Here is a 20,646-nt window from a genome sequence, read left to right on the forward strand (position 1 = left end):
TTAATGACAAGATTCTTCTATTTCGCAGTGCTTTTTCAGTGTGGCCTTTTTGCTCAAAACGCTGAAAAAGCCTGTGTTACAATTAAAAAAATAAACACCTTAATCAAAGAAAATCATTATAAACCTAAAGTCATTGATGATAGTCTTTCTGTATTTGTTTACGATAATTTTTTGGAGTATTTAGACGAAGAAAAAATATTATTTACTGAAACCGAAATTTCAAAATTAAAAAAACATCGCCTTAAAATTGATAACTACATTATTGATAAAGATTGTTCTTTTTTAGATGAAATTGCAAACACTTATAAAACTGCTTTACAAAGAACGCTCTCAGTAGTTGAAGGACTTGAAAAACAAAGTATTATATTGAATACTAAAGATACTTTGTTTTTTACTAAAAAAAATATTCGCTATTTAAAAGATGATACCGATGTAAAACGTTTTATAAAAAAGAAGATTACCTACGAAATACTTATTGATATTGCACAACAAAGCAAAAATAAAGACTCTCTAACCGCAAATTTTACAACAATTTCCGAAACATCTAGAGCTAAAATATTTGAAAATTACAAATGCAAACTTAATGGTTTAATAAAAGAAGAAACAACTTTCTATAGCTCTTTTTTAAGCAGCTTTTATGTTGTGTACACTAATTTTTTTGACCCACACACTACTTATCTTTCATACAATGATAAGGTTAATTTCATTTCATCCGTAAGTGCTGATAATAGCTCAATTGGAATTCTTTTTCAATTAGACGATAAAGACAATGTAGTTGTTGCAGAAATTATTCCTGGAAGCCCTGCTTTTGATGTACATAAAATTGATGCTGGCGATCAATTATTAAAAGTGAAACACAAAAGAGATGAATTTTACAGTAACTGTGCTTCTTTAGAAAAAATTTCAGAATTGCTTTCATCAGATAACTTCAAAACATTAGAGATTACTTTAAGAAAGAAAAATGGAGAAGTTTTTACAGTTTCATTAGAAAAAAGAATCATGAAAGCTACAGGAAATCTTGTTTATAGTTATGTAATTGAAAATGTAGATAAAAAAGTTGGCTACATAAAAATTCCAAGTTTTTATAATGATGAAAATGGCACCAATACACTTTCAAATGATGTGGCAAGAGAAATTATTAAACTTCAAGAAGATAAAGTTAGCGGTATCATAATTGACTTAGATGATAACGGTGGTGGTAGTGTAACTGAAGCAATGAAATTAGTTGGAATGTTTATAGACATTGGCCCAATTGCTATCATGAACGATAAGTTTAATAATATAGAAACATTAAAAGATTATAATCGTGGTGTGGTGTATAATGGACCACTGGTTGTTATTGTTAATGGGTTTTCAGCATCTGCAAGTGAATTTTTTGCGAATGCAATTCAAGATTATAACAGAGGAATTATTGTTGGTAATCCAACTTATGGAAAAGCATCAATGCAAAGTATAATTCCTTTTGAAGAAACCTATTCAAATCAAGATTTTGTAAAAATTACAGGTCAAAAATTTTATCGCATTACTGGGAAAAGTAGTCAAAAAGAAGGTGTAATTCCATCTATAAAATTACCTTATCTCTTTAATGATTTAATGCCTAGAGAATCCTCTTCTAAAAATGTATTAGAAAATGATACTATTGTTCCTAAATTAAGTTTTAAAAAATGCCCAAACGATTTTTCTAAAGCTATTGAAAACAGTTCAATTAGAATCAAAAACAATCCTTATTTTACTGAAATTGAAAATTTAAATAAGGACATCTATAACTTTGTAAATGAAGAAAGAAAACCTTTATTATTAAAATTTAGTACAGTTTTTGATGAAGTGCACAAATCAGATAAATTATATACTGAAACAGAAAAAATTAGCGCAAAAACTTTTGGTTTACTTATTAAAAATAATTCATCGGATATCGAAAAAATAAAATTTGACGAATATCTCAAAAAAGATAACTCAGAAAAAATCAAACTCATTGATACAAATGGTCGCATTTATGAAGCCGTAAATATTATACATGATTTAACTCACTAATAACTCAATTATGAAAAACATTTCTTTTCTACTTGTTTGTTTCTTATTGACAGCAAACAACTTATTTTCCCAAGATTTCAAAACACCTGTAGAATACCTCAATTACATTAGTAAAGAAGAAGATGCAATTTCTAAAAACATGTGGAAATACACCAAAACAATTGCACATTCTAAAAGCGCTCGAAAAATTGATGCTACTAGAAAAAACTTGGTAAAAAGTATTCAATTAGCTAAAGCCAATATTGCTAAACTTAAAAATGGTTACAAAGGAGACACTGAATATAAAGATCAAGTAATCAACTATTTGTCTGTATCTGAAATTATTATCAATGAAGATTATAGCAAAATTGTTGATATGCAAGAAGTTGCAGAACAATCTTATGATTTTATGGAAGCCTACATTATGACTAGAGATTTAGTAAATGCTAGAATGGATAAAGAACACGAAGTGGTGGTAGCTGGACAAAAAAAGTTTGCCGAAAAATATAATATTACACTAACAGAAGGTGATTCTGAATTAGGCAAGAAAATGAAATTATCAAATGAAGTTTTTTCATACCATACTGAACTTTTTCTAGTTTTCTTTAAATGCAATATTACAGATATAATGCTTTTAAAAGCAGTAGAACAAAAAGATATCGCAGGTATTCAGCAAAATGCTAGTTCACTCCTACTATATGCTGATGAAGGTTTACAAAAATTAACTCAAATGCAACCCTTTAAAAAAGATGCTACACTATTAGAAAGCACTAAAAAAAGTTTAGAAATGTATAAAAAGGTAGCTAATGAATATGCTCCTGAGGTTATTAATTTCTTATTGTTCAATACAAAATTTGAAGAAACTAAAACTTCTTTAGAGAGAAAATCTGATAAAGACAGAACAAAAGAAGAAATAGACAACTTTAATCAAATGGTTAAAGACATCAATAAAAAAGTCAACGATTACAATAAAATGAATACCAAATTCAATCAAGATAAAAACAACATGATCAATCAATGGAATGCTAGTGGTGACCAATTTATTTCTCGTCATGTTCCAAATGATTAATTTCTTGTTCAAACAATAAAAAAGTTTAATTTTGCCAAGAATTTAATAAATCACAATTTCTAACAAGAATCATACAATACAAAATGGGAAGAGCGTTTGAATTTAGAAAAGCCCGCAAAATGAAACGTTGGTCAGCAATGGCAAAAACGTTTACACGCATTGGAAAAGACATTGTAATGGCCGTTAAAGAAGGCGGACCAAATCCTGAAACCAACTCACGTTTAAGAGCAGTTATTCAAAATGCAAAAGCTGCCAATATGCCAAAAGATAACGTAGAACGCGCTATCAAAAAAGCATCAGATAAAGACACAGCTAACTTTAAAGAAGTCTTGTTTGAAGGCTATGCGCCTCACGGAATAGCGATTCTAATTGAAACTGCTACCGATAACAATAACAGAACAGTTGCTAATATTAGAAGTTACTTTAACAAATGCAACGGAACGTTTGGAACACAAGGTTCGGTAGAATTTATGTTTGATCATACGTGTAATTTTAGAATTCCAGCAGAAGGACAAGATGTGGAAGAATTAGAATTAGAAATGATTGATTTTGGTGTAGAAGAAATCTTTGCTGACGAAGACGGTATTTTAATGTACGCGCCTTTTGAAAGCTTTGGTGCTATCCAAAAAGAATTAGAATCTCGTGGATTAGAAATTTTATCTTCAGGATTTGAAAGAATTCCACAAGTAACCAAAGAATTAACACCAGACCAAGTAGCTGATGTTGAAAAACTATTAGAAAAAATTGAAGAAGATGATGACGTAATGAACGTTTATCACACGATGCAAGAAAGCGCTGAGTAATTCTTTTTCTATCTTATATACGAAATCCTCGCAAGAAATTGTGGGGATTTTTTTATATATTAGCGTAATTGAAATACACATTATGATAAAATTAATTAGTTCGAATTAATTCTCTAAAACCTAACAAAATCAGCAATTAACAAAACAAATGAAAAGAAAATATTTCAATAAATACGTTTATTTACAATGTGTAATTCTATTTTTCCTGTTCTCTTGTAACGATAACGAAAAGGAGATTAATCTTGGTAATAATTTTTTTTATATTCCATCTCAAGAAATAATTTTTGATGTTACAACTTTTGATGGAAATGGAATATATCTATGTGAAAACAATAAAAAAATTCCTGTTATTTTACCTGAAATTGAAGAATATAAATACAATTCAGATTTTATTATAATTAAACAAAATTTCAATAACGAACAGACAAAACGCTTAATAGAAAACATGTTATTTATGCCTAAAGTATATTTCACATATGACAAAAATTATATTAAACTGAATGAAGACTATTTAGCAAAATTAGATCAGACAGAACAAAACAGTATTTACTCTGAAAAATTCACTAATGAACTTTTAAAAAATTCAACTGAAATTCAAAAAATGAAGATTAACAAGGAAAATTTTTATATAATTGAGAAAAAAGAATTAAAAATTTATGGCCCATTAAGCGTCAGTGAATTTGAAATCGCTAAACAGAATTTTAAAATAAATTTGAATTTTGATTAAATGAACTGCCTTTCTTAAAATAAAGATAGAAGTCAAATATGTCAATAAAAAAAGTAAACTCTAGAACGTTAACATTATGAAAAATACAATATTATTAATAACTATATTTACAATATGCATATTTGAACTAAATGCACAATCTATAAAAAAATCAGATTTAAAAAAAACAAAATGGTTTGCTAACAATGAAAATTTTTATAAATCGGATACAATTTCACTTATTCAAATTCTAAAATTTAATAGCGAAAACGTAAAAACTAATGAAACTTATTTAAAACTTCAACAAAATAATAATGAAAACATAACTGAATTAAACTTTAAAAGTAGCGGAAACTTAACCGTTGAGGATTTACATGTTAAAGATTGGACTGTTTCAAAAATTGTTGGAAAATGGAAATGGAAATTTGATTCTAAAAATCAAATTTTAAATCTTTATTTCAATAGAAAATTAAGGCATTCATTCCGAATTGATTCTCAGAAAAAAGATAGTTTAATTTGTAAATCAGAAAACAATAATAAAAATGAATCCATAGTAAATCTATTGATATTAAAATTAATCAGAATAAATTAATATATACTATACTACGAAACTGTATTCCGTAATCTTAAAAATAAAATGTACACAAAATTATACTTACAATATCTCAATTTCTTGAAATTAAAAAAGAATATAGATCCAACGTTTAGTGCAAGTTGTATTGTGTTTTTGTCGCAATGTGTTCATTTTTTTCTCGGAATGCTAATTTTGAGTAAACTATTTAATTTTAAAATTTCTAGCTTTAGCAGTGACAACTCAACTAATAAATTGTTTTTTATGCCAGTTGCCGCTATTTGGCTTTATTTAGTCCATAAAACATTTTCTGCTAAATCTAAAAAAGTTGATTTTAAAAAAGAGAAAATTTATGAACTAAATAATCTTCAATTTCTTATTTTAGTTGTAGTTACTATACTAATTCCACTTTATTTTATTATTATACTTTCTGGTGGACAAATATGGAAGTAATTAAAAAGTATTGCTAAAAACAATTTTTAAAAAGAACATAAATAAGACAAAATGGAGGTAAAACCCGATGGCGTGAAATTATCAAATAACATTATCAAAAAAATAATATGAAAATCCTAATTTTATTCTTTCTCATATTTACAAATAGTTATTCTCAAGATTTTACAGGTAAATGGAAAATCATTTCACTTGAAGATAAAACAATTTACGTAAATAAATTAACCGATTCTATATATATTAAAGATTCTAATAGTAAAACCACTATTAAAGAATTGAAAGAAATGTCAGAGCAATTTATTTATCCAACAACATTTATCTTTGGCGAAAATGGAGATTTTGAAAGTTATAATCCACTAGAAGGAATTTCTAAAGGAAATTTTGTGGTAGATAGAAAAAAAAATACACTTACAATAATTGAAGCTAATGGAAAACGAAATGAAGCAATATTTTTATTTAATAATGGAATCCTATTTCTTCAACCAATAAAAGAAAAAGGTGAAACAAAAATTGGTTTCAGAAAAGAATAAAATAAACCAGATACTAATGTAATTGAATTCCATACCTTCAAAAAATTAATCTATTTTTTCGTAAATTAGTAATAAAAAAATATGGCAGATAATTTTGTTTCGTTACATCGCGTAGTAACGGCTCCACCTGAAAAGGTGTTTCGTGCATTTACAGACAAAAATGCAATGGCTTCGTGGATTCCACCGTATGGTTTTTTGTGTGAGGTTCACAGTATGGATGTGAAAATTGGCGGCGGTTTTAAAATGTCATTCATCAATTTTACAACGGGTAACGGGCATTCTTTTGGTGGAAAATATTTAGATATCAAACCAAACGAGTTTATAAAATACACCGACACTTTTGATGACCCCAACTTACCAGGCGAAATGACAACTTCGGTTTGGTTGAAGGCTGTTTCTTGTGGCACAGAAATCAAAATACTACAAGAGAATATTCCAGCAATGATTCCTACTGAGATGTGTTATTTAGGTTGGCAAGAATCTCTAGAAAAATTAAAAAAATTAGTAGAACCTAATATTCCAGATAATTAAAACTAACTAAATATCAAAAAAGGTTGCTTTTAAAATATAATACTTGAAAACTCCGTCACTTCTCGGAGTTTTTTTTATATTTGGTTCAAACAAAAAATCACTCAATGAAAAAAATTCAATTTCTTCTATTTTGTTGCAGCTTTATATTTTTCTGCAATTTTGGAACCGCTCAAATCAAGGATTGCAAAAAGTTTAAAAATGGAACCTTTAAATTAGTAGATAAAAACTCTGGAACAACTTACATTATAAAGCGTAAAGGCGATATTCAGTATGAAGAAATCGAAGGTAATTCTAAACAACTTAGTTTTCATATTAAATGGATTGATGACTGCAAATACACTGTTTTACCAACCAAAGAAACAATGGATTATGATGCTAGATTTGCGGGATTATTAGTTATTGAAATTATAGAAGTTCGTGAGAAATCTTATATCATGAGAGCCACAATGCCTGATTATCCTAATTTTGTAATGGAAAGTGAAATGTTATTAATGGAATAAAAAAAACGCTATTGAATCAAATCAATAGCGTTTTTTTATTTATAATTTCTTGTATTAATCTTCTATATCTATTTGAAAACTATTTAAGAAAGAAATTGATTTTTCAATATCATAATGTAAAATTCTATCTTCTGAAACAAATGGAACTTCCTCACGATACGATTTCACAAAGCTTTCTATAAATTCACTCGATTTTAAAGGTCTTCTAAATTCTAATGCTTGCGATGCGTTTAACAACTCTATTGCTAAAATTCGCTCCAGATTATCAACGATGCGTAGCGTTTTTGTAGCTGCATTAGCTCCCATGCTCACATGATCTTCTTGTCCGTTTGAAGAAACAATACTATCAATACTTGCCGGAGTTGCTAATTGTTTATTTTGACTAGCAATGCTTGCCGCAGTATATTGAGGAATCATAAATCCTGAATTCAACCCTGGGTCGTTCACTAAAAAAGCTGGTAATCCTCTTAAACCCGAAATTAATTGATAAGTTCTTCGTTCTGAAATACTTCCTAATTCGGACAAAGCAATTCCTAAAAAATCTAAAGCTAAAGCTAAAGGTTGTCCATGAAAATTTCCACCAGAAATAATTAAATCTTCTCCAACAAATACATTTGGATTATCGGTTACCGAATTTACTTCTGTACGAAAAACTCTTTTTACATAATCAATAGCGTCTTTTGAAGCACCATGTACTTGCGGCACACATCTAAACGAATAAGGATCTTGAACATGTACTTTAGGTTGTGCAATAATTTCGCTGTCTTCTAAAATATCTCTAAAAAATTCAGCCGTTTTAATTTGTCCTTTATGTGGCCTTATTAAATGAATTAAATCTGTAAAAGGCTCTATTCTACCATCAAATCCCTCTAATGAAATTGCAGCAATAACATCCGCCAAATAAGACAACTTACATGATTTAAGCAATGTATAAACACCATAAGCACTCATAAATTGTGTACCATTTAATAAAGCTAAACCTTCTTTAGATTGCAAAACAATGGGGTGCCATCCCATTTTTTCCAAGACTTTATTTGCTGGTTGTCTAAATCCATCATGATATACTTCTCCTTCACCTAATAAAGGCAATGATAAATGTGCTAAAGGTGCCAAATCACCGGAAGCACCTAAAGAACCTTGGGTATAAATTACTGGGAAAATATCATTATTATAAAAATCAATCAACCTATCAACAGTAACTAATTGCACACCAGAATGACCATAACTCAATGACTGAATTTTAAGCAACAACATTATTTTTACAACCTCACTTGGCACTTCCTCCCCTGTTCCACACGCATGCGATTTCACAAGATTCTCTTGAAGTTTAGATAAATTTTCATTAGAAATCTTTACATTACAAAGCGAGCCAAATCCTGTATTAATTCCATAAATAGGATCGCTGTGTGATTGCATTTTATCATCTAAATACTTTCTGCACTTTTCAATATTAACTCTTGCTTCTTCTGATAAAGCTAATTTTTGCCCTTGAAAAATAATTTCATTGATTTTTTCTAAAGAAAGTAAATCAGAACTGATATAATGTATGGTTTCCATTGTAAAATTTTAAAGTTCAAAATTCCGTAAACCAACCTAAAAAAGCAAATATTACTTTTACTATTTTCAAGATTAATATACGAAATAATGAAAACACTGCAAAAAATGACATCTTGTCAGTACGTTTTTTACTGACAAAACAAATATCCTGACATTTTTAATCTAAATCGTAGTTGGCACAATCATTGAATTAGAGTCATCGAGTTTAAAATTGAAATTTAAAATCTAACTAGTATAAAAATGAGTAAAATTATTGGAATCGACTTAGGAACAACCAACTCATGTGTGGCTGTTATGGAAGGTGGAGAACCTGTTGTAATTGCAAACGCAGAAGGTAAAAGAACAACACCATCTGTAATTGCTTTTGTAGAAGGTGGAGAAATTAAAGTTGGAGATCCGGCAAAAAGACAAGCAGTAACTAACCCAACAAAAACGATTGCTTCGGTAAAACGTTTTATGGGTAACAAGTATACTGAAAGTGCAAAAGAAGCTTCAACAGTAGCTTACAAAGTGGTTAAAGGTGACAACGATACACCTCGTGTTGATATCGATGGTCGTTTATATACACCACAAGAATTGTCTGCAATGACACTTCAAAAAATGAAAAAAACAGCTGAAGATTATTTAGGTCATTCAGTTTCTGAAGCAGTTATTACTGTTCCAGCTTACTTTAACGATGCACAACGTCAAGCTACGAAAGAAGCGGGTGAAATTGCTGGTTTAAAAGTAATGCGTATCATCAATGAGCCTACAGCAGCAGCTTTAGCTTATGGATTAGACAAACAAGGAAAAGACCAAAAAATCGCAGTTTACGATTTAGGTGGTGGTACTTTTGATATTTCTATCTTAGAATTAGGAGACGGAGTTTTTGAAGTATTATCTACAAACGGAGATACACACTTAGGTGGAGATGATTTTGACCAAGTAATTATCGATTGGTTAGCTAACGAATTCAATACTGCTGAAGGTGTTGATTTACGTAAAGACCCAATGGCATTACAACGTTTAAAAGAAGCGGCTGAAAAAGCTAAAATTGAATTATCAGCTTCTACTCAAACAGAAATCAACTTACCATATGTAACAGCTACGGCTTCTGGACCAAAACACTTAGTGCAAACGTTAACAAGAGCTAAATTCGAACAATTAGCTGAAACTTTAGTAAAACGTTCTATGGAACCAGTTGCTAAAGCGTTAAAAGATGCTGGTTTATCAGTTTCTGATATCGACGAAGTAATTTTAGTTGGAGGTTCAACTCGTATTCCTGTTATCCAAGAACAAGTGGAGAAATTCTTCAACAAAAAACCATCAAAAGGAGTTAATCCTGATGAAGTAGTAGCAATTGGAGCTGCAATTCAAGGTGGAGTTTTAACAGGAGAAGTAAAAGACGTATTGTTATTAGACGTTACACCACTTTCATTAGGTATTGAAACTATGGGAAGTGTTATGACAAAATTAATTGAGTCTAATACTACAATTCCAACAAGAAAATCACAAGTTTTCTCAACAGCAGCAGATAACCAACCATCGGTAGAAATCCACGTTTTACAAGGAGAAAGACCAATGGCAAATGATAACAAAACAATTGGTCGTTTCCATTTAGATGGTATTCCACCAGCACCAAGAGGAGTTCCTCAAATTGAAGTAACTTTCGATATTGATGCGAATGGTATCATCAAAGTTTCTGCTACAGATAAAGGAACAGGAAAATCTCATGATATTCGTATCGAAGCTTCTTCAGGTTTAACTCCAGAAGAAATCGAAAGAATGAAAAAAGATGCTGAAATGAATGCTGAAGCAGACAAATTAGCTAAAGAAAGAGTAGATAAGTTAAACGAAGCTGATTCAATGATTTTCCAAACAGAAAGTCAATTAAAAGAAATTGGTGATAAATTAACTGCTGAACACAAAACAGCTATCGAATATGCTTTAACTGAGTTGAAAATGGCTCATGAGAATCAAGATTTAGAAGCTATTCAAAAAGGTTTAGACAACGTAAATGCAGCTTGGAAAACAGCTACAGAAGAAATGTACAAATCACAAGAACAAGGAGCTTCTCAAGCTGAGCCACAAGCAAACGCTTCAGGAGACCAAACACAAGATGTAGATTTCGAAGAAGTGAAATAATCTATAAATTGTAATAATTTAAAAACCGAGTCAGTAATGATTCGGTTTTTTTATTTTAAAAAAACAAGCGTATCTATTTTTTTGTATATTAGGAACTTAATTCAATAACCTACTATTATGAAAAAAGTCTTTCTATTTCTTGCATTGGTACTAATTTCAACTGCAACATTTGCTCAAAAATCAAAATCAAAAACTACTACAACCAAAAAAGTTGTTCTAGCTACAGCAGATAATGTTACAGCAGAAATAATTACCCTAAACAAAGAAAAGAAAGTAGTTCTATTTGTAAAAAACGTTAGTAAAATTGATACTTTAGAAATTAAAAAAATTACTACACCCGATTTTAAACCTTCCAGTTTTACACTAAAAAGTTACACCACAAATGGAAAAAAATTCTATCATGTAAACTGGAAAGAAGAAATTAAAGTAGATACCAAATTAAAAAAAGAAAATGGCGTTGTAACCGAAGATCAGCTTTGGGATATCGAAAACAAAACATTATTGCTGGGTAACATCCACAAATCATCTCATATCAAAGAAACTGTTTTTTTAGATGCAAATAAAACCGCCTCTCAAGATGTAGAAAAAAATAGAAGTGAAGGTTTTGAATTTACGCTTAATACAGATGGAAGTTTTAATTTAAAAACAAAAACACAAAATAGTGTATATGTTTATAATACATCTTCTGGTAAATATGAAATTAAAGGAGCTCCCAAAACTACAACTGCTCCAAAAAAGAAAAAGTAATATGCGTGCATAATATTTTTTACTATATTTGAAAAAAAATCAAATAGTATGGAAAAGCAATCGCTAACTTCACTTTTACAAATTACACATCCAGTAATTATGGCTCCTATGTTTTTAGTATCCAATACTAAAATGGTAATTGAAGGTATGAAAAGTGGCATTGCAGGTTGTATTCCAGCATTAAATTATAGAACATTAGAAGAATTAAGAGCTTCAATCCATGAATTAAAAGCAGCTAAAGTTCCTGGAGGAAGTTTTGGTTATAACTTAATTGTAAACAAATCAAACGTTAAATATAAAGAGCAGTTGCGTATTTTATGTGAAGAAAGAGTAGATTTCATTCTAACATCGCTTGGTTCGCCAGAAGAAACAATTCGAGAAGCGCATAAAGTTGGTATCAAAGTTTTTTGTGATGTTACTGATTTAGCCTTTGCAAAAAAAGTAGAAAGTCTAGGAGCTGATGCACTTATAGCGGTAAACAATCAAGCTGGTGGTCACCGTGGAAATATTGATCCTGAAACACTCATTAAACAATTAAACGAAAACACCAAACTACCTGTAATTTCGGCTGGTGGTGTAAGCAAAAAATCAGATTTAGATACAATGCTGAGCTATGGTGCTGTTGGTGTTTCTGTAGGTAGTCCGTTTATTGCATCTAATGAAGCTGGAGTTTCACAAGAATACAAACAAGCTTGTGTAGATTATGGTGCAAAAGATATTGTAATGACAGAACGTATTTCGGGAACACCTTGTACGGTTATCAATACGCCTTATGTTCAAAAAGTAGGAACGAAACAATCTTGGATTGAAACCGTATTAAATAAGAATAAAAGCCTTAAAAAATGGGTAAAAATGATTCGTTTTTATATCGGAATGAAAGCAACTGAAAAAGCTGCGACACAAGTGACTTATAAAACGGTTTGGGTTGCGGGTCCTAGTATTGAAAACACTACAGCAATTTTGCCAATAAAAGATATTGTAAAAAAAATAGTTTCTTAATTATCTAAACCAATTGCGAATACTTTGAATTTGTCTTCCAATGAAGGTTTGTTTTTTGATATAAACAATTTCTCCTATAAGCATTGGTGGGTCAAAAATAATTTCATAATTATTTTTATTTTTTTCTATCTGAATTTCTTTTTTACTGCCCAAAAATGTAGCAATTAGAATTTCTCCATCTGTAACTTCAATTTCAAATTTACCATCAAAGTCAGTTTTTGTTTCTCTAATTGTTCCTTTTACAGAGACATTAGCTTCTAATACTGGACCTAATTCATCTATAACAATTCCAGTAATTTTATGCAAAAGGTTTGGATTTAAAATAGAATCTTTCGTAAAAGAAGTTACTTTATCCGTTTGAATCGTGTCTTGTTTTACCTGAGCATAAGAGTTATGAGAGCCAACTCCAAAAAAACTTAATAATCCAGTTGTAGCAATTACCCAATAGGACGATTTTTGCTTAGCAACAATTAAATCTCTATTCAATTGTACATTCAAAAATCTACCACAAGTATTTTTATTATGGTTTAAATGCGCTATTATTTCTTTGTCTGAAGCATTTGTAAAATCAAAAACCACTTTTGAACATGAATGGCAATACCTTCCTTTATCAACATGAGACATCTCTTCCCAATTTTCATGACAAGGTTCAGGAATCGATATGTTAATTTTTTTTGTCAAATTATTCTATTACAATTTCGAAGGTTTTATCCCAATTTTTACCTGTAACAAAAATTGTTTTTGTTTTTGGATTGTATGCAATTCCATTCAAAACATCAATATCTGGATGATTGGTAACTTTTGATTTAAGTTCACTCAAATTCAATACACCTTCTACTGAACCATTAGCTGGATTGATAATTGCTATGGCATCTTTACCATAAATGTTGGCCCAAATTTTACCGTCAATCCATTCCAATTCATTAATAGATTCAATTTTTGAATTTTGAGTATATACCGAAATAAAATCCGTAACTTTTAATGTTTCAGGATTATAAATATAGATTTTTTCAGAACCATCACTCAAATACAATTGTTTTCCATCATTAGTTAAACCCCAACCTTCTGTTTCGTAGGTAAATGTTTTCTCTTTCTTAAAAGTAGCCGCATCATAAACATAACCTTCTTTATTTTGCCATGTTAATTGATAGACTTTATTATTTAAAATCGTAATTCCTTCTCCAAAATATTGATCAGCTAATTCAATAGTTTTTAGCACTTTTCCAGTTTTATAATCTGTTTTTCTTAAGCTTGATTTTCCTCTTGTACCAGTGCCTGCTCCTGCTCCATTTCCGGTTCCCTCAAATAAAGTATCACGATAAAACTCAAAGCCTTGTGTATAAGCTTTCATATCATGTGAATAAGTATTAATTATCTTGTAGCTTAATACTTTCGGCGTAATACTTGAAAAAATAGTAAAACTATCAGTAATGTCAATGTTTTTACCTTCAAAGTAAACCAAAGCTTTAATGTCTTGGTTACCCAATTTTTGCTTCTCTAATCCAAAATGAAACTTCTCATTCCCTTTTACAGCACCAATTTTATTTTCATTAATAAAATAAACTACTGAATCAATAGTCTTGTTTTTTTCATTTGACAATACTAAATCAACACTTTCTTCTAACTTATATACCTGTTTTAAATGCGATGCATCAAAAGAAAATAATTTTTTTAACTCATTTTCATCTTCTTTACAAGCCGAAGAAACTACACTTAATACTATGAAAGCGAATAGCTTAACTTTTAACATGATTAAAATATTTTATAACGTAAATATACAATGATTTTTTATACTCACAATTGACTTGCAAAAATATAAAAAGATTGTATATTTGCACCGGCAAGTCCTACACGACCAGCTCCTGCAGACTCCTCCAGGGTGGGAACACAGCAAAGGTATGTGGTTGTAGCGGTGCGATGTAGGTCGCTTGCCATTTTTTATTTCTTATATCTGATAGTCTCCCTTTGTGGAGATTTTTTATTTTATTCACAAAACGTAAAAAAACACTTCTTTTTTTGTGATAAAACTAAAATTACCAAACTATTTTACGAATTCCTAATTATATTTGTATTTATATTATACAACTCTTTTAGGTATGGAATGTATTTCTGTTTTTGATATGTTAAAAATTGGTGTAGGTCCTTCAAGTTCTCACACCTTAGGGCCTTGGCGTGCTGCTGAAAATTTTTTAGCCGAATTACGCGAAAAAAACATAATTGATTCTATCAATCGTGTAAAAGTCGATTTATATGGTTCACTATCATTAACAGGAAAAGGACACGCAACTGATTTAGCCATTATGCTAGGATTAAGTGGTGCTGACCCTGAATATGTTCCAGTAGAAAGTATTGACGTTATTATTTCTGCAATTAAAAACAAAAAAGAAATTTTCTTAGGCAACGAAATTATCATTCCCTTTTGTTTTGAAAAAGATATTGTTTTTAATCGAAATTTTTTGCCTTTTCATGCAAATGGGCTAACATTCACTGCTTTTACAGATTCTGGTGAATATGCTGCTACATTTTATTCAATTGGTGGTGGATTTGTAATTAAAGAAGCGGAAGACAAGTCTAGCGAAACAGTCAAATGTGCTTTCCCATTTCCTGTTGAAAAAGCAACAGAGTTATTGGAATTTTGTGCAGCTGAAAACAAGAAAATATCTGAAATCGTCTACGAAAATGAGAAATCAATGCGTAGCGAAGAAGAAATACATAATGAATTACTCCGTATATGGGATACTATGCTAGAATGTATGTATATTGGTTGTCACACAGAAGGAATTTTACCCGGCGGTTTAAACGTTAGAAGACGTGCTTATGACATGCACAAAAATTTAATAGGTGTATTGCCATATGACAATCCATATACTTGGTTACAAAATATTCGTCAAACAGAAGTGAAATTTCGACAAATATTAAAATGGGTAAGTTGTTTTGCTTTGGCAGTAAATGAAGTAAATGCATCTTTAGGTCGTGTAGTCACTGCTCCTACCAACGGAAGTGCTGGTGTTATTCCTGCTGTACTAATGTATTATTTAGTAATTGAAAATCACAATGCAGGAGAAAAAGAAATCAAACAGTTTTTAATGGTTGCAGGAGAAATTGGAAGTATTTTCAAAAAAGGAGCTACCATATCAGCCGCAATGGGTGGTTGCCAAGCAGAAATTGGCGTATCATCTGCCATGGCTGCAGCAGCTTTGTGCGAATTGATGGGCGGCACACCAGAGCAAGTTCAAATGGCAGCCGAAATAGCGATGGAACATCATTTAGGATTAACATGCGACCCTATTGGCGGATTAGTACAAGTTCCTTGTATTGAGCGAAATACAATGGGAGCTATAAAAGCAATAAATGCAGCAGAACTTGCTCTAGAAACTGACGCTAAAAATGCAAAAGTACCTTTAGACAAAGTAATCAACACTATGTGGGAAACAGCAAAAGATATGAATTCTAAATATAAAGAAACTTCTGAAGGAGGCTTAGCAGTAGGTGTTGGATTGGCCGATTGTTAATATGCGTATCACCTATTTTTATATAATAATCCTAACCATAATTATTGGAATACTTTCAAGATCAAACAATAGCGTCCCTTTATTTATAGGAGATATTTTATATGCAATATTAATTTATTTTGGATTTCGTTTCCTATTTATAAATTCAAAAAAAAACAACTTCACTCCTATTAGGTTTAATCTTTTGTTTTTGCATTGAGATCTCACAATTAATTCAATTAGATTGGCTAGTTACCTTACGTAAAAATGCCCTAGGACATTATATCTTAGGGCAAGGATTTTTATTCATCGATTTAATATGTTTAGCAATTGGAACTATTGCCGCCTATTTCATCGATTATTATGTGTTAAAAATTAATAAATAGTTATACTACTCTTCATTCTTAATATGTAACTTTCTCTTTAGTACTAAATCAGTTACAGGGTGGAAAATTAGAGGAATCTCTTCTACTACCACATCACTTTTATCTAATCCAAAAGCTTTTTCATCAGAAACACCTAATCCTTTTAAACTAAAATAAGAATTTAATAAGAAACCTTCTTTAAATGAGAATTCATTTTCAAAAGAGATGAATTTTTCTAATACCACAAATTTAAAGTCTGGTTCAGCATTATATTTAGAAGAACCATCAGGTCTAATGTGTAAGTCTAATTCTTTATTATCAACTAAATCTTTAATGATATTTTTAAAATACAACTCTACTTTAGGCTGAACTCTAAAACCAGCATTGATGTTAACTTTAATTACTTTATCGTTAATCAATTCAATTACCTCATAATCAAGAGTAAAAGGTTCTTCTGTTCTATGAATATGTAAGAACCAGTATACATCAGCACGTTTTGGTTTTTTAGCAAATATAGACTTCATAATCTTTTCTTCTATCTCAGAAGTTTTATCTGCTTTGGTTAAATAAACCAAGTGAGTGGCATATTTTGTATATGTATTATCTGCTGATAATTCTACTAATAAATCTCTATAATTACTCAAAGGAACATATTTGGTAAAATTATTATTTAATCTTCTACCAAAGAAAATGATATACATTACTGTAAAAAATAGACCTGAAATAATTAATGTCACAAAACCTCCTTCTGGAAACTTCTTCATATTTGCAATAAAGAATGATATTTCAATAAAAGCAAAAAGCATGAAAATAACCAAAATGATATACTTATTAAAACGCAAACGATAATACAAATAATACATCAACAACAAGGTAGTCATCATCATAGCAAGCGTTATCGCTAAACCATAAGCTGCCTCCATATGTGCCGAATTCTTAAAGTATAAAATCATAGCCACGCAACCAACCCATAAGATTAAGTTGATGGATGGAATATAAATTTGCCCTTTATTATTAGTTGGATTTTTTAATGTAATTCTTGGCCAAAAGTTTAAGGAAATTGCCTCGTTTATTAACGTAAACGATCCACTAATTAAGGCTTGAGAGGCAATAATTGCAGCCATTGTTGCAATAGCAATTCCAAATAATAAAAACCACTCTGGCATAATTTTAAAGAATGGATTTCTACCTTCTAAGAAATTATTTTGTTCAGACATTAACCATGCTCCTTGCCCTAAATAATTAGTTACCAAGCATATCTTAACAAATACCCAAGTAATTCTAATATTATTTTTTCCACAGTGACCTAAATCAGAATATAAAGCCTCTGCTCCTGTTGTACATAAAAAGACAGCTCCCAATAGCCAAAACCCGTGTGGATACTCAACCAATAAACGATAAGCATACATTGGATTTAAGCATTTTAAAATTTCAGGATGGTTGATAATTTGAGAAAAACCTAAAACAAAAAGCATTGAAAACCAAATCACCATAGCTGGTCCAAAAAAGAAACCAACTTTTTGAGTTCCAAAACGTTGAAACAAGAAAATACCAGACAAAATTGCAATTACAATTGGAATAGTAGGGATATCTGGAATTATTACTTCTAATCCTTCAACTGCTGAAGCCACAGAAATAGGCGGTGTAATAATACCATCTGCAAGTAAAGTTGCTGCTCCTAAAATTGTTGGAATTACCAATCTTCCTTTACCAAAACGTTTTACTAATGCGTATAACGAAAAAACGCCTCCCTCACCATGGTTATCAGCGTTTAATGTTAAAATAATATATTTGAATGTTGTTTGAAAAGTCAATGTCCAAAATACACACGATATTCCTCCATAAACTAATAATTCTGAAATTGGTCGTTTATCTACAATCGCTTTCATTACGTACAAAGGACTTGTACCAATATCTCCGTAAATAATTCCTAAGGCTACTAATAATGTGGCTGCTGTAACTTTTTGTGTAGTTGAATGTCCCATAAAATTGGAAAATAATTAGCTAACTTTTTATCTAGAATAACTTATTTTAAAAGTCTTTCAAAAGAAATTTTTTAGATTAATAATCTAATAGATACTTTATTAGGGCTAATAAAAGGATTTATGTATTCTAATTTTTCGATTGCAAATATACAGAGGAGTTTATATTTTTTAATATTTTTTTAAGAAATTTATTTTCTTCTGCGGGTATCAATCAAATGAATGATTTGCCAACTTCCGTTATCATTATAAAGGGTAAATGAATTTGCGCCAATATGACTCAATTTATCATTTATATAAAACTCATATGGCGTCCATACATGTGCTAAGTTTCCATCAATTTCTACCTTATAATCCAATAATTTTTCTTGAAATTTCATGTTAGTAGGAATTGTTGTTAACGATTTTAAAAAATCACTAAATCCTTCAGATTCTAGTTTGTTTCCTTCTTTCGTATTGGCAATTGTTTGTAAAATAATTTCAGAATGACAATATTGCTTTATTGTTGTAGTATCCTTTGCATGAAAAGCTGAAAAAAAATCATCAACTACTTTTTTTGGACTAGATTCTTGAGCTATAACAGGCTGAATCGTTATAAATGATAAGATAAAAAGTAAATTCTTCATAAATTGGTTTTTATTATAAGTATTTAAAAGTTAATTTTGTTACATTAAAATAGTACAAAATGTCAGTAGCAAAAAAAGATTACAAAAGAATTACTACAAAATCATTAATTGATATGAAAAGTAATGGAGAAAAAATCTCCATGTTAACTTCCTATGATTATACCATGGCAAAAATTGTGGATAGCGCTGGCGTTGATGTAATTTTAGTTGGTGATTCAGCAAGTAATGTAATGGCAGGTCATGAAACTACACTGCCAATTACACTTGATCAAATGATATATCATGCCTCAAGTGTGGTTAGAGCCTGCGAAAGAGCTTTGGTAGTAGTAGATTTACCTTTCGGAAGTTACCAATCGGATTCTAAAGAAGCTTTGCGTTCATCCATTAGAATAATGAAAGAAAGTGGCGGACATGCTGTTAAATTAGAAGGTGGAAGTGAAATAAAAGATTCAATTAAAAAAATATTAAATGCTGGAATTCCTGTTATGGGACATTTAGGGCTAACACCTCAGTCTATTTATAAATTTGGTACATACACAGTAAGAGCTAAAGAAGAAGCTGAAGCTGAAAAATTATTAGAAGATGCTAAAATGCTTGAGAAATTAGGTTGCTTTGCATTAGTTTTAGAAAAAATACCTGCTGCATTAGCAGAAAAAGTAGCAAAAAGTATTTCAATACCAGTCATTGGAATTGGTGCTGGTGGTGGCGTTGACGGACAGGTTTTAGTAATCCATGATATGTTGGGCATGAATAATGAATTTAGCCCAAGATTTTTACGTCGTTATTTAGATTTATACGATCAAATGACAAAAGCCATTGGTCAATATGTAACAGACGTGAAATCACAAGATTTTCCTAATGCTAATGAACAATATTAATTGTGTCTACGAAAGAAATTTCAACAAAAAACAACCTTCAAATCCTTCACGAAGACAATCACATTATTGTCATCAATAAACGTGTAGGTGATATTGTACAAGGAGATAAAACAGGTGATAAACCATTATCAGATGTTGTAAAAGAATACATCAAAGAAAAATACAACAAACCTGGAGATGTTTTTTTAGGAGTAGTACACCGTTTAGACAGACCTACTACCGGAACAGTAGTTTTTGCAAAAACTTCTAAAGCTTTAACTCGTTTAAACGAAACTTTTAAAAATCGAGAAACGCAAAAAACGTATTGGGCAGTAGTGAAAAATTGTCCTCCAAAAGAAAAAGACACGCTAATCCATTTTTTAAAACGAAATCCAAAAAACAATACTTCTAAAGCCCATTTAAAAGAAGTACCCGATAGCAAAAAAGCTAGTTTAACTTATCAAATCATTAAAAAATTAGACAATTATTTTGTTTTAGAAATTGATTTGCACACTGGTAGACACCATCAAATTAGAGCCCAACTACAAGCTATTGGCTGTCCTATAAAAGGTGACTTAAAATATGGTTTTGATCGAAGTAACCCAGATGGAGGTATTCATCTACACGCAAGAAAATTAGAAATCATTCATCCTGTTACAAAAGAAAAATGTATTTTTATTGCAACCACTCCAAATGATGTAATTTGGAAATCTATTTAAATTAATAAC

The 20,646-nt window shown here is 30.3% G+C and carries 20 protein-coding genes and 1 other RNA gene; 16 read left to right on the plus strand and 5 right to left on the minus strand.

What is annotated here, in order from left to right; genetic code table 11:
• Window positions 1-3: 3 nt before the first annotated feature.
• From G4L40_RS04890 to G4L40_RS04925, 8 genes are all read left to right on the plus strand, one after another.
• Window positions 4-2,031: a S41 family peptidase gene (locus tag G4L40_RS04890; RefSeq protein ID WP_166236041.1), complete on the plus strand. Its 2,028-nt coding sequence runs from the start codon at window positions 4-6 to the stop codon at window positions 2,029-2,031.
• Between the two features lie 10 nt (window positions 2,032-2,041).
• A complete protein-coding gene (locus tag G4L40_RS04895; protein WP_166236042.1) occupies window positions 2,042-3,079 on the plus strand; it encodes an LIC11966 family surface protein in 1,038 nt (345 codons plus the stop codon).
• A gap of 83 nt (window positions 3,080-3,162) precedes the next feature.
• On the plus strand, window positions 3,163-3,882 hold the full coding sequence (locus G4L40_RS04900) for a YebC/PmpR family DNA-binding transcriptional regulator (RefSeq protein WP_111567191.1): 720 nt from the start codon (window positions 3,163-3,165) through the stop codon (window positions 3,880-3,882).
• 148 nt (window positions 3,883-4,030) lie between these two features.
• Window positions 4,031-4,609 carry a hypothetical protein gene (locus G4L40_RS04905; RefSeq protein ID WP_166236043.1) on the plus strand — a complete coding sequence of 193 codons (579 nt, stop codon included), beginning with the start codon at window positions 4,031-4,033 and terminating at the stop codon, window positions 4,607-4,609.
• Between the two features lie 76 nt (window positions 4,610-4,685).
• Window positions 4,686-5,180, plus strand: coding sequence for a hypothetical protein (locus G4L40_RS04910; RefSeq protein ID WP_166236044.1), 495 nt, complete (start codon window positions 4,686-4,688; stop codon window positions 5,178-5,180).
• A 539-nt stretch (window positions 5,181-5,719) separates the two neighbouring features.
• Window positions 5,720-6,139 carry a hypothetical protein gene (locus tag G4L40_RS04915; RefSeq protein ID WP_166236045.1) on the plus strand — a complete coding sequence of 140 codons (420 nt, stop codon included), beginning with the start codon at window positions 5,720-5,722 and terminating at the stop codon, window positions 6,137-6,139.
• Window positions 6,140-6,220: 81 nt separating this feature from the next.
• Window positions 6,221-6,670 (plus strand): SRPBCC family protein, encoded by a 450-nt coding sequence (locus tag G4L40_RS04920; protein ID WP_166236046.1) that lies wholly within the window; start codon window positions 6,221-6,223, stop codon window positions 6,668-6,670.
• Window positions 6,671-6,774: 104 nt separating this feature from the next.
• The gene (locus G4L40_RS04925; RefSeq protein WP_166236047.1) at window positions 6,775-7,170 is read left to right on the plus strand and encodes a hypothetical protein; all 396 of its coding nucleotides are present in this window, start codon (window positions 6,775-6,777) and stop codon (window positions 7,168-7,170) included.
• A gap of 54 nt (window positions 7,171-7,224) precedes the next feature.
• Here the strand turns inward: G4L40_RS04925 and hutH are convergent, their stop codons facing one another.
• Entirely contained in the window at window positions 7,225-8,727 is a 1,503-nt protein-coding gene (hutH, locus tag G4L40_RS04930; RefSeq protein WP_166236048.1) for a histidine ammonia-lyase, read from the minus strand.
• A gap of 240 nt (window positions 8,728-8,967) precedes the next feature.
• Here hutH and dnaK point away from each other — a divergent pair, with 240 nt between their 5' ends.
• The 3 genes from dnaK to G4L40_RS04945 all read left to right on the plus strand — a co-directional run bounded on the left by dnaK (window position 8,968) and on the right by G4L40_RS04945 (window position 12,597).
• Window positions 8,968-10,851, plus strand: coding sequence for a molecular chaperone DnaK (gene dnaK / locus G4L40_RS04935; RefSeq protein WP_166236049.1), 1,884 nt, complete (start codon window positions 8,968-8,970; stop codon window positions 10,849-10,851).
• Window positions 10,852-10,968: 117 nt separating this feature from the next.
• The gene (locus G4L40_RS04940; RefSeq protein WP_166236050.1) at window positions 10,969-11,598 is read left to right on the plus strand and encodes a hypothetical protein; all 630 of its coding nucleotides are present in this window, start codon (window positions 10,969-10,971) and stop codon (window positions 11,596-11,598) included.
• A gap of 48 nt (window positions 11,599-11,646) precedes the next feature.
• Complete coding sequence (locus G4L40_RS04945) at window positions 11,647-12,597, plus strand: NAD(P)H-dependent flavin oxidoreductase (RefSeq protein WP_166236051.1); 951 nt, start codon at window positions 11,647-11,649, stop codon at window positions 12,595-12,597.
• Here the strand turns inward: G4L40_RS04945 and G4L40_RS04950 are convergent, their stop codons facing one another.
• Both G4L40_RS04950 and G4L40_RS04955 read right to left on the minus strand, forming a co-directional pair.
• Entirely contained in the window at window positions 12,598-13,278 is a 681-nt protein-coding gene (locus G4L40_RS04950) for a carboxypeptidase-like regulatory domain-containing protein (protein ID WP_166236052.1), read from the minus strand.
• A 1-nt stretch (window position 13,279) separates the two neighbouring features.
• On the minus strand, window positions 13,280-14,347 hold the full coding sequence (locus G4L40_RS04955; RefSeq protein ID WP_166236053.1) for a glutaminyl-peptide cyclotransferase: 1,068 nt from the start codon (window positions 14,345-14,347) through the stop codon (window positions 13,280-13,282).
• Window positions 14,348-14,435: 88 nt separating this feature from the next.
• Between G4L40_RS04955 and ffs the strand changes: the two genes are divergently transcribed.
• From ffs to G4L40_RS13180, 3 genes are all read left to right on the plus strand, one after another.
• Window positions 14,436-14,533, plus strand: an RNA gene (gene ffs, locus G4L40_RS04960) — signal recognition particle sRNA small type.
• Window positions 14,534-14,693: 160 nt separating this feature from the next.
• Window positions 14,694-16,109 (plus strand): L-serine ammonia-lyase, encoded by a 1,416-nt coding sequence (locus tag G4L40_RS04965; RefSeq protein ID WP_166236054.1) that lies wholly within the window; start codon window positions 14,694-14,696, stop codon window positions 16,107-16,109.
• Between the two features lie 212 nt (window positions 16,110-16,321).
• Window positions 16,322-16,474 carry a hypothetical protein gene (locus G4L40_RS13180; RefSeq protein WP_394367764.1) on the plus strand — a complete coding sequence of 51 codons (153 nt, stop codon included), beginning with the start codon at window positions 16,322-16,324 and terminating at the stop codon, window positions 16,472-16,474.
• 5 nt (window positions 16,475-16,479) lie between these two features.
• Here G4L40_RS13180 and G4L40_RS04975 read toward each other — a convergent pair whose 3' ends face one another.
• Together G4L40_RS04975 and G4L40_RS04980 are read right to left on the minus strand one after the other, a co-directional pair.
• On the minus strand, window positions 16,480-18,438 hold the full coding sequence (locus G4L40_RS04975) for a KUP/HAK/KT family potassium transporter (protein WP_166236055.1): 1,959 nt from the start codon (window positions 18,436-18,438) through the stop codon (window positions 16,480-16,482).
• 188 nt (window positions 18,439-18,626) lie between these two features.
• Window positions 18,627-19,061, minus strand: coding sequence for a nuclear transport factor 2 family protein (locus tag G4L40_RS04980; RefSeq protein WP_166236056.1), 435 nt, complete (start codon window positions 19,059-19,061; stop codon window positions 18,627-18,629).
• 59 nt (window positions 19,062-19,120) lie between these two features.
• On the opposite strand from G4L40_RS04980, the gene panB reads away from it, so the two are divergent.
• Window positions 19,121-19,939 carry a 3-methyl-2-oxobutanoate hydroxymethyltransferase gene (panB, locus tag G4L40_RS04985; RefSeq protein ID WP_166236057.1) on the plus strand — a complete coding sequence of 273 codons (819 nt, stop codon included), beginning with the start codon at window positions 19,121-19,123 and terminating at the stop codon, window positions 19,937-19,939.
• Between the two features lie 2 nt (window positions 19,940-19,941).
• Window positions 19,942-20,637 (plus strand): RluA family pseudouridine synthase, encoded by a 696-nt coding sequence (locus tag G4L40_RS04990; RefSeq protein WP_166236058.1) that lies wholly within the window; start codon window positions 19,942-19,944, stop codon window positions 20,635-20,637.
• Window positions 20,638-20,646 lie beyond the last annotated feature (9 nt).

The sequence above is a fragment of the Flavobacterium celericrescens genome (genome assembly GCF_011392075.1).
Lineage (GTDB): Bacteria > Bacteroidota > Bacteroidia > Flavobacteriales > Flavobacteriaceae > Flavobacterium > Flavobacterium celericrescens.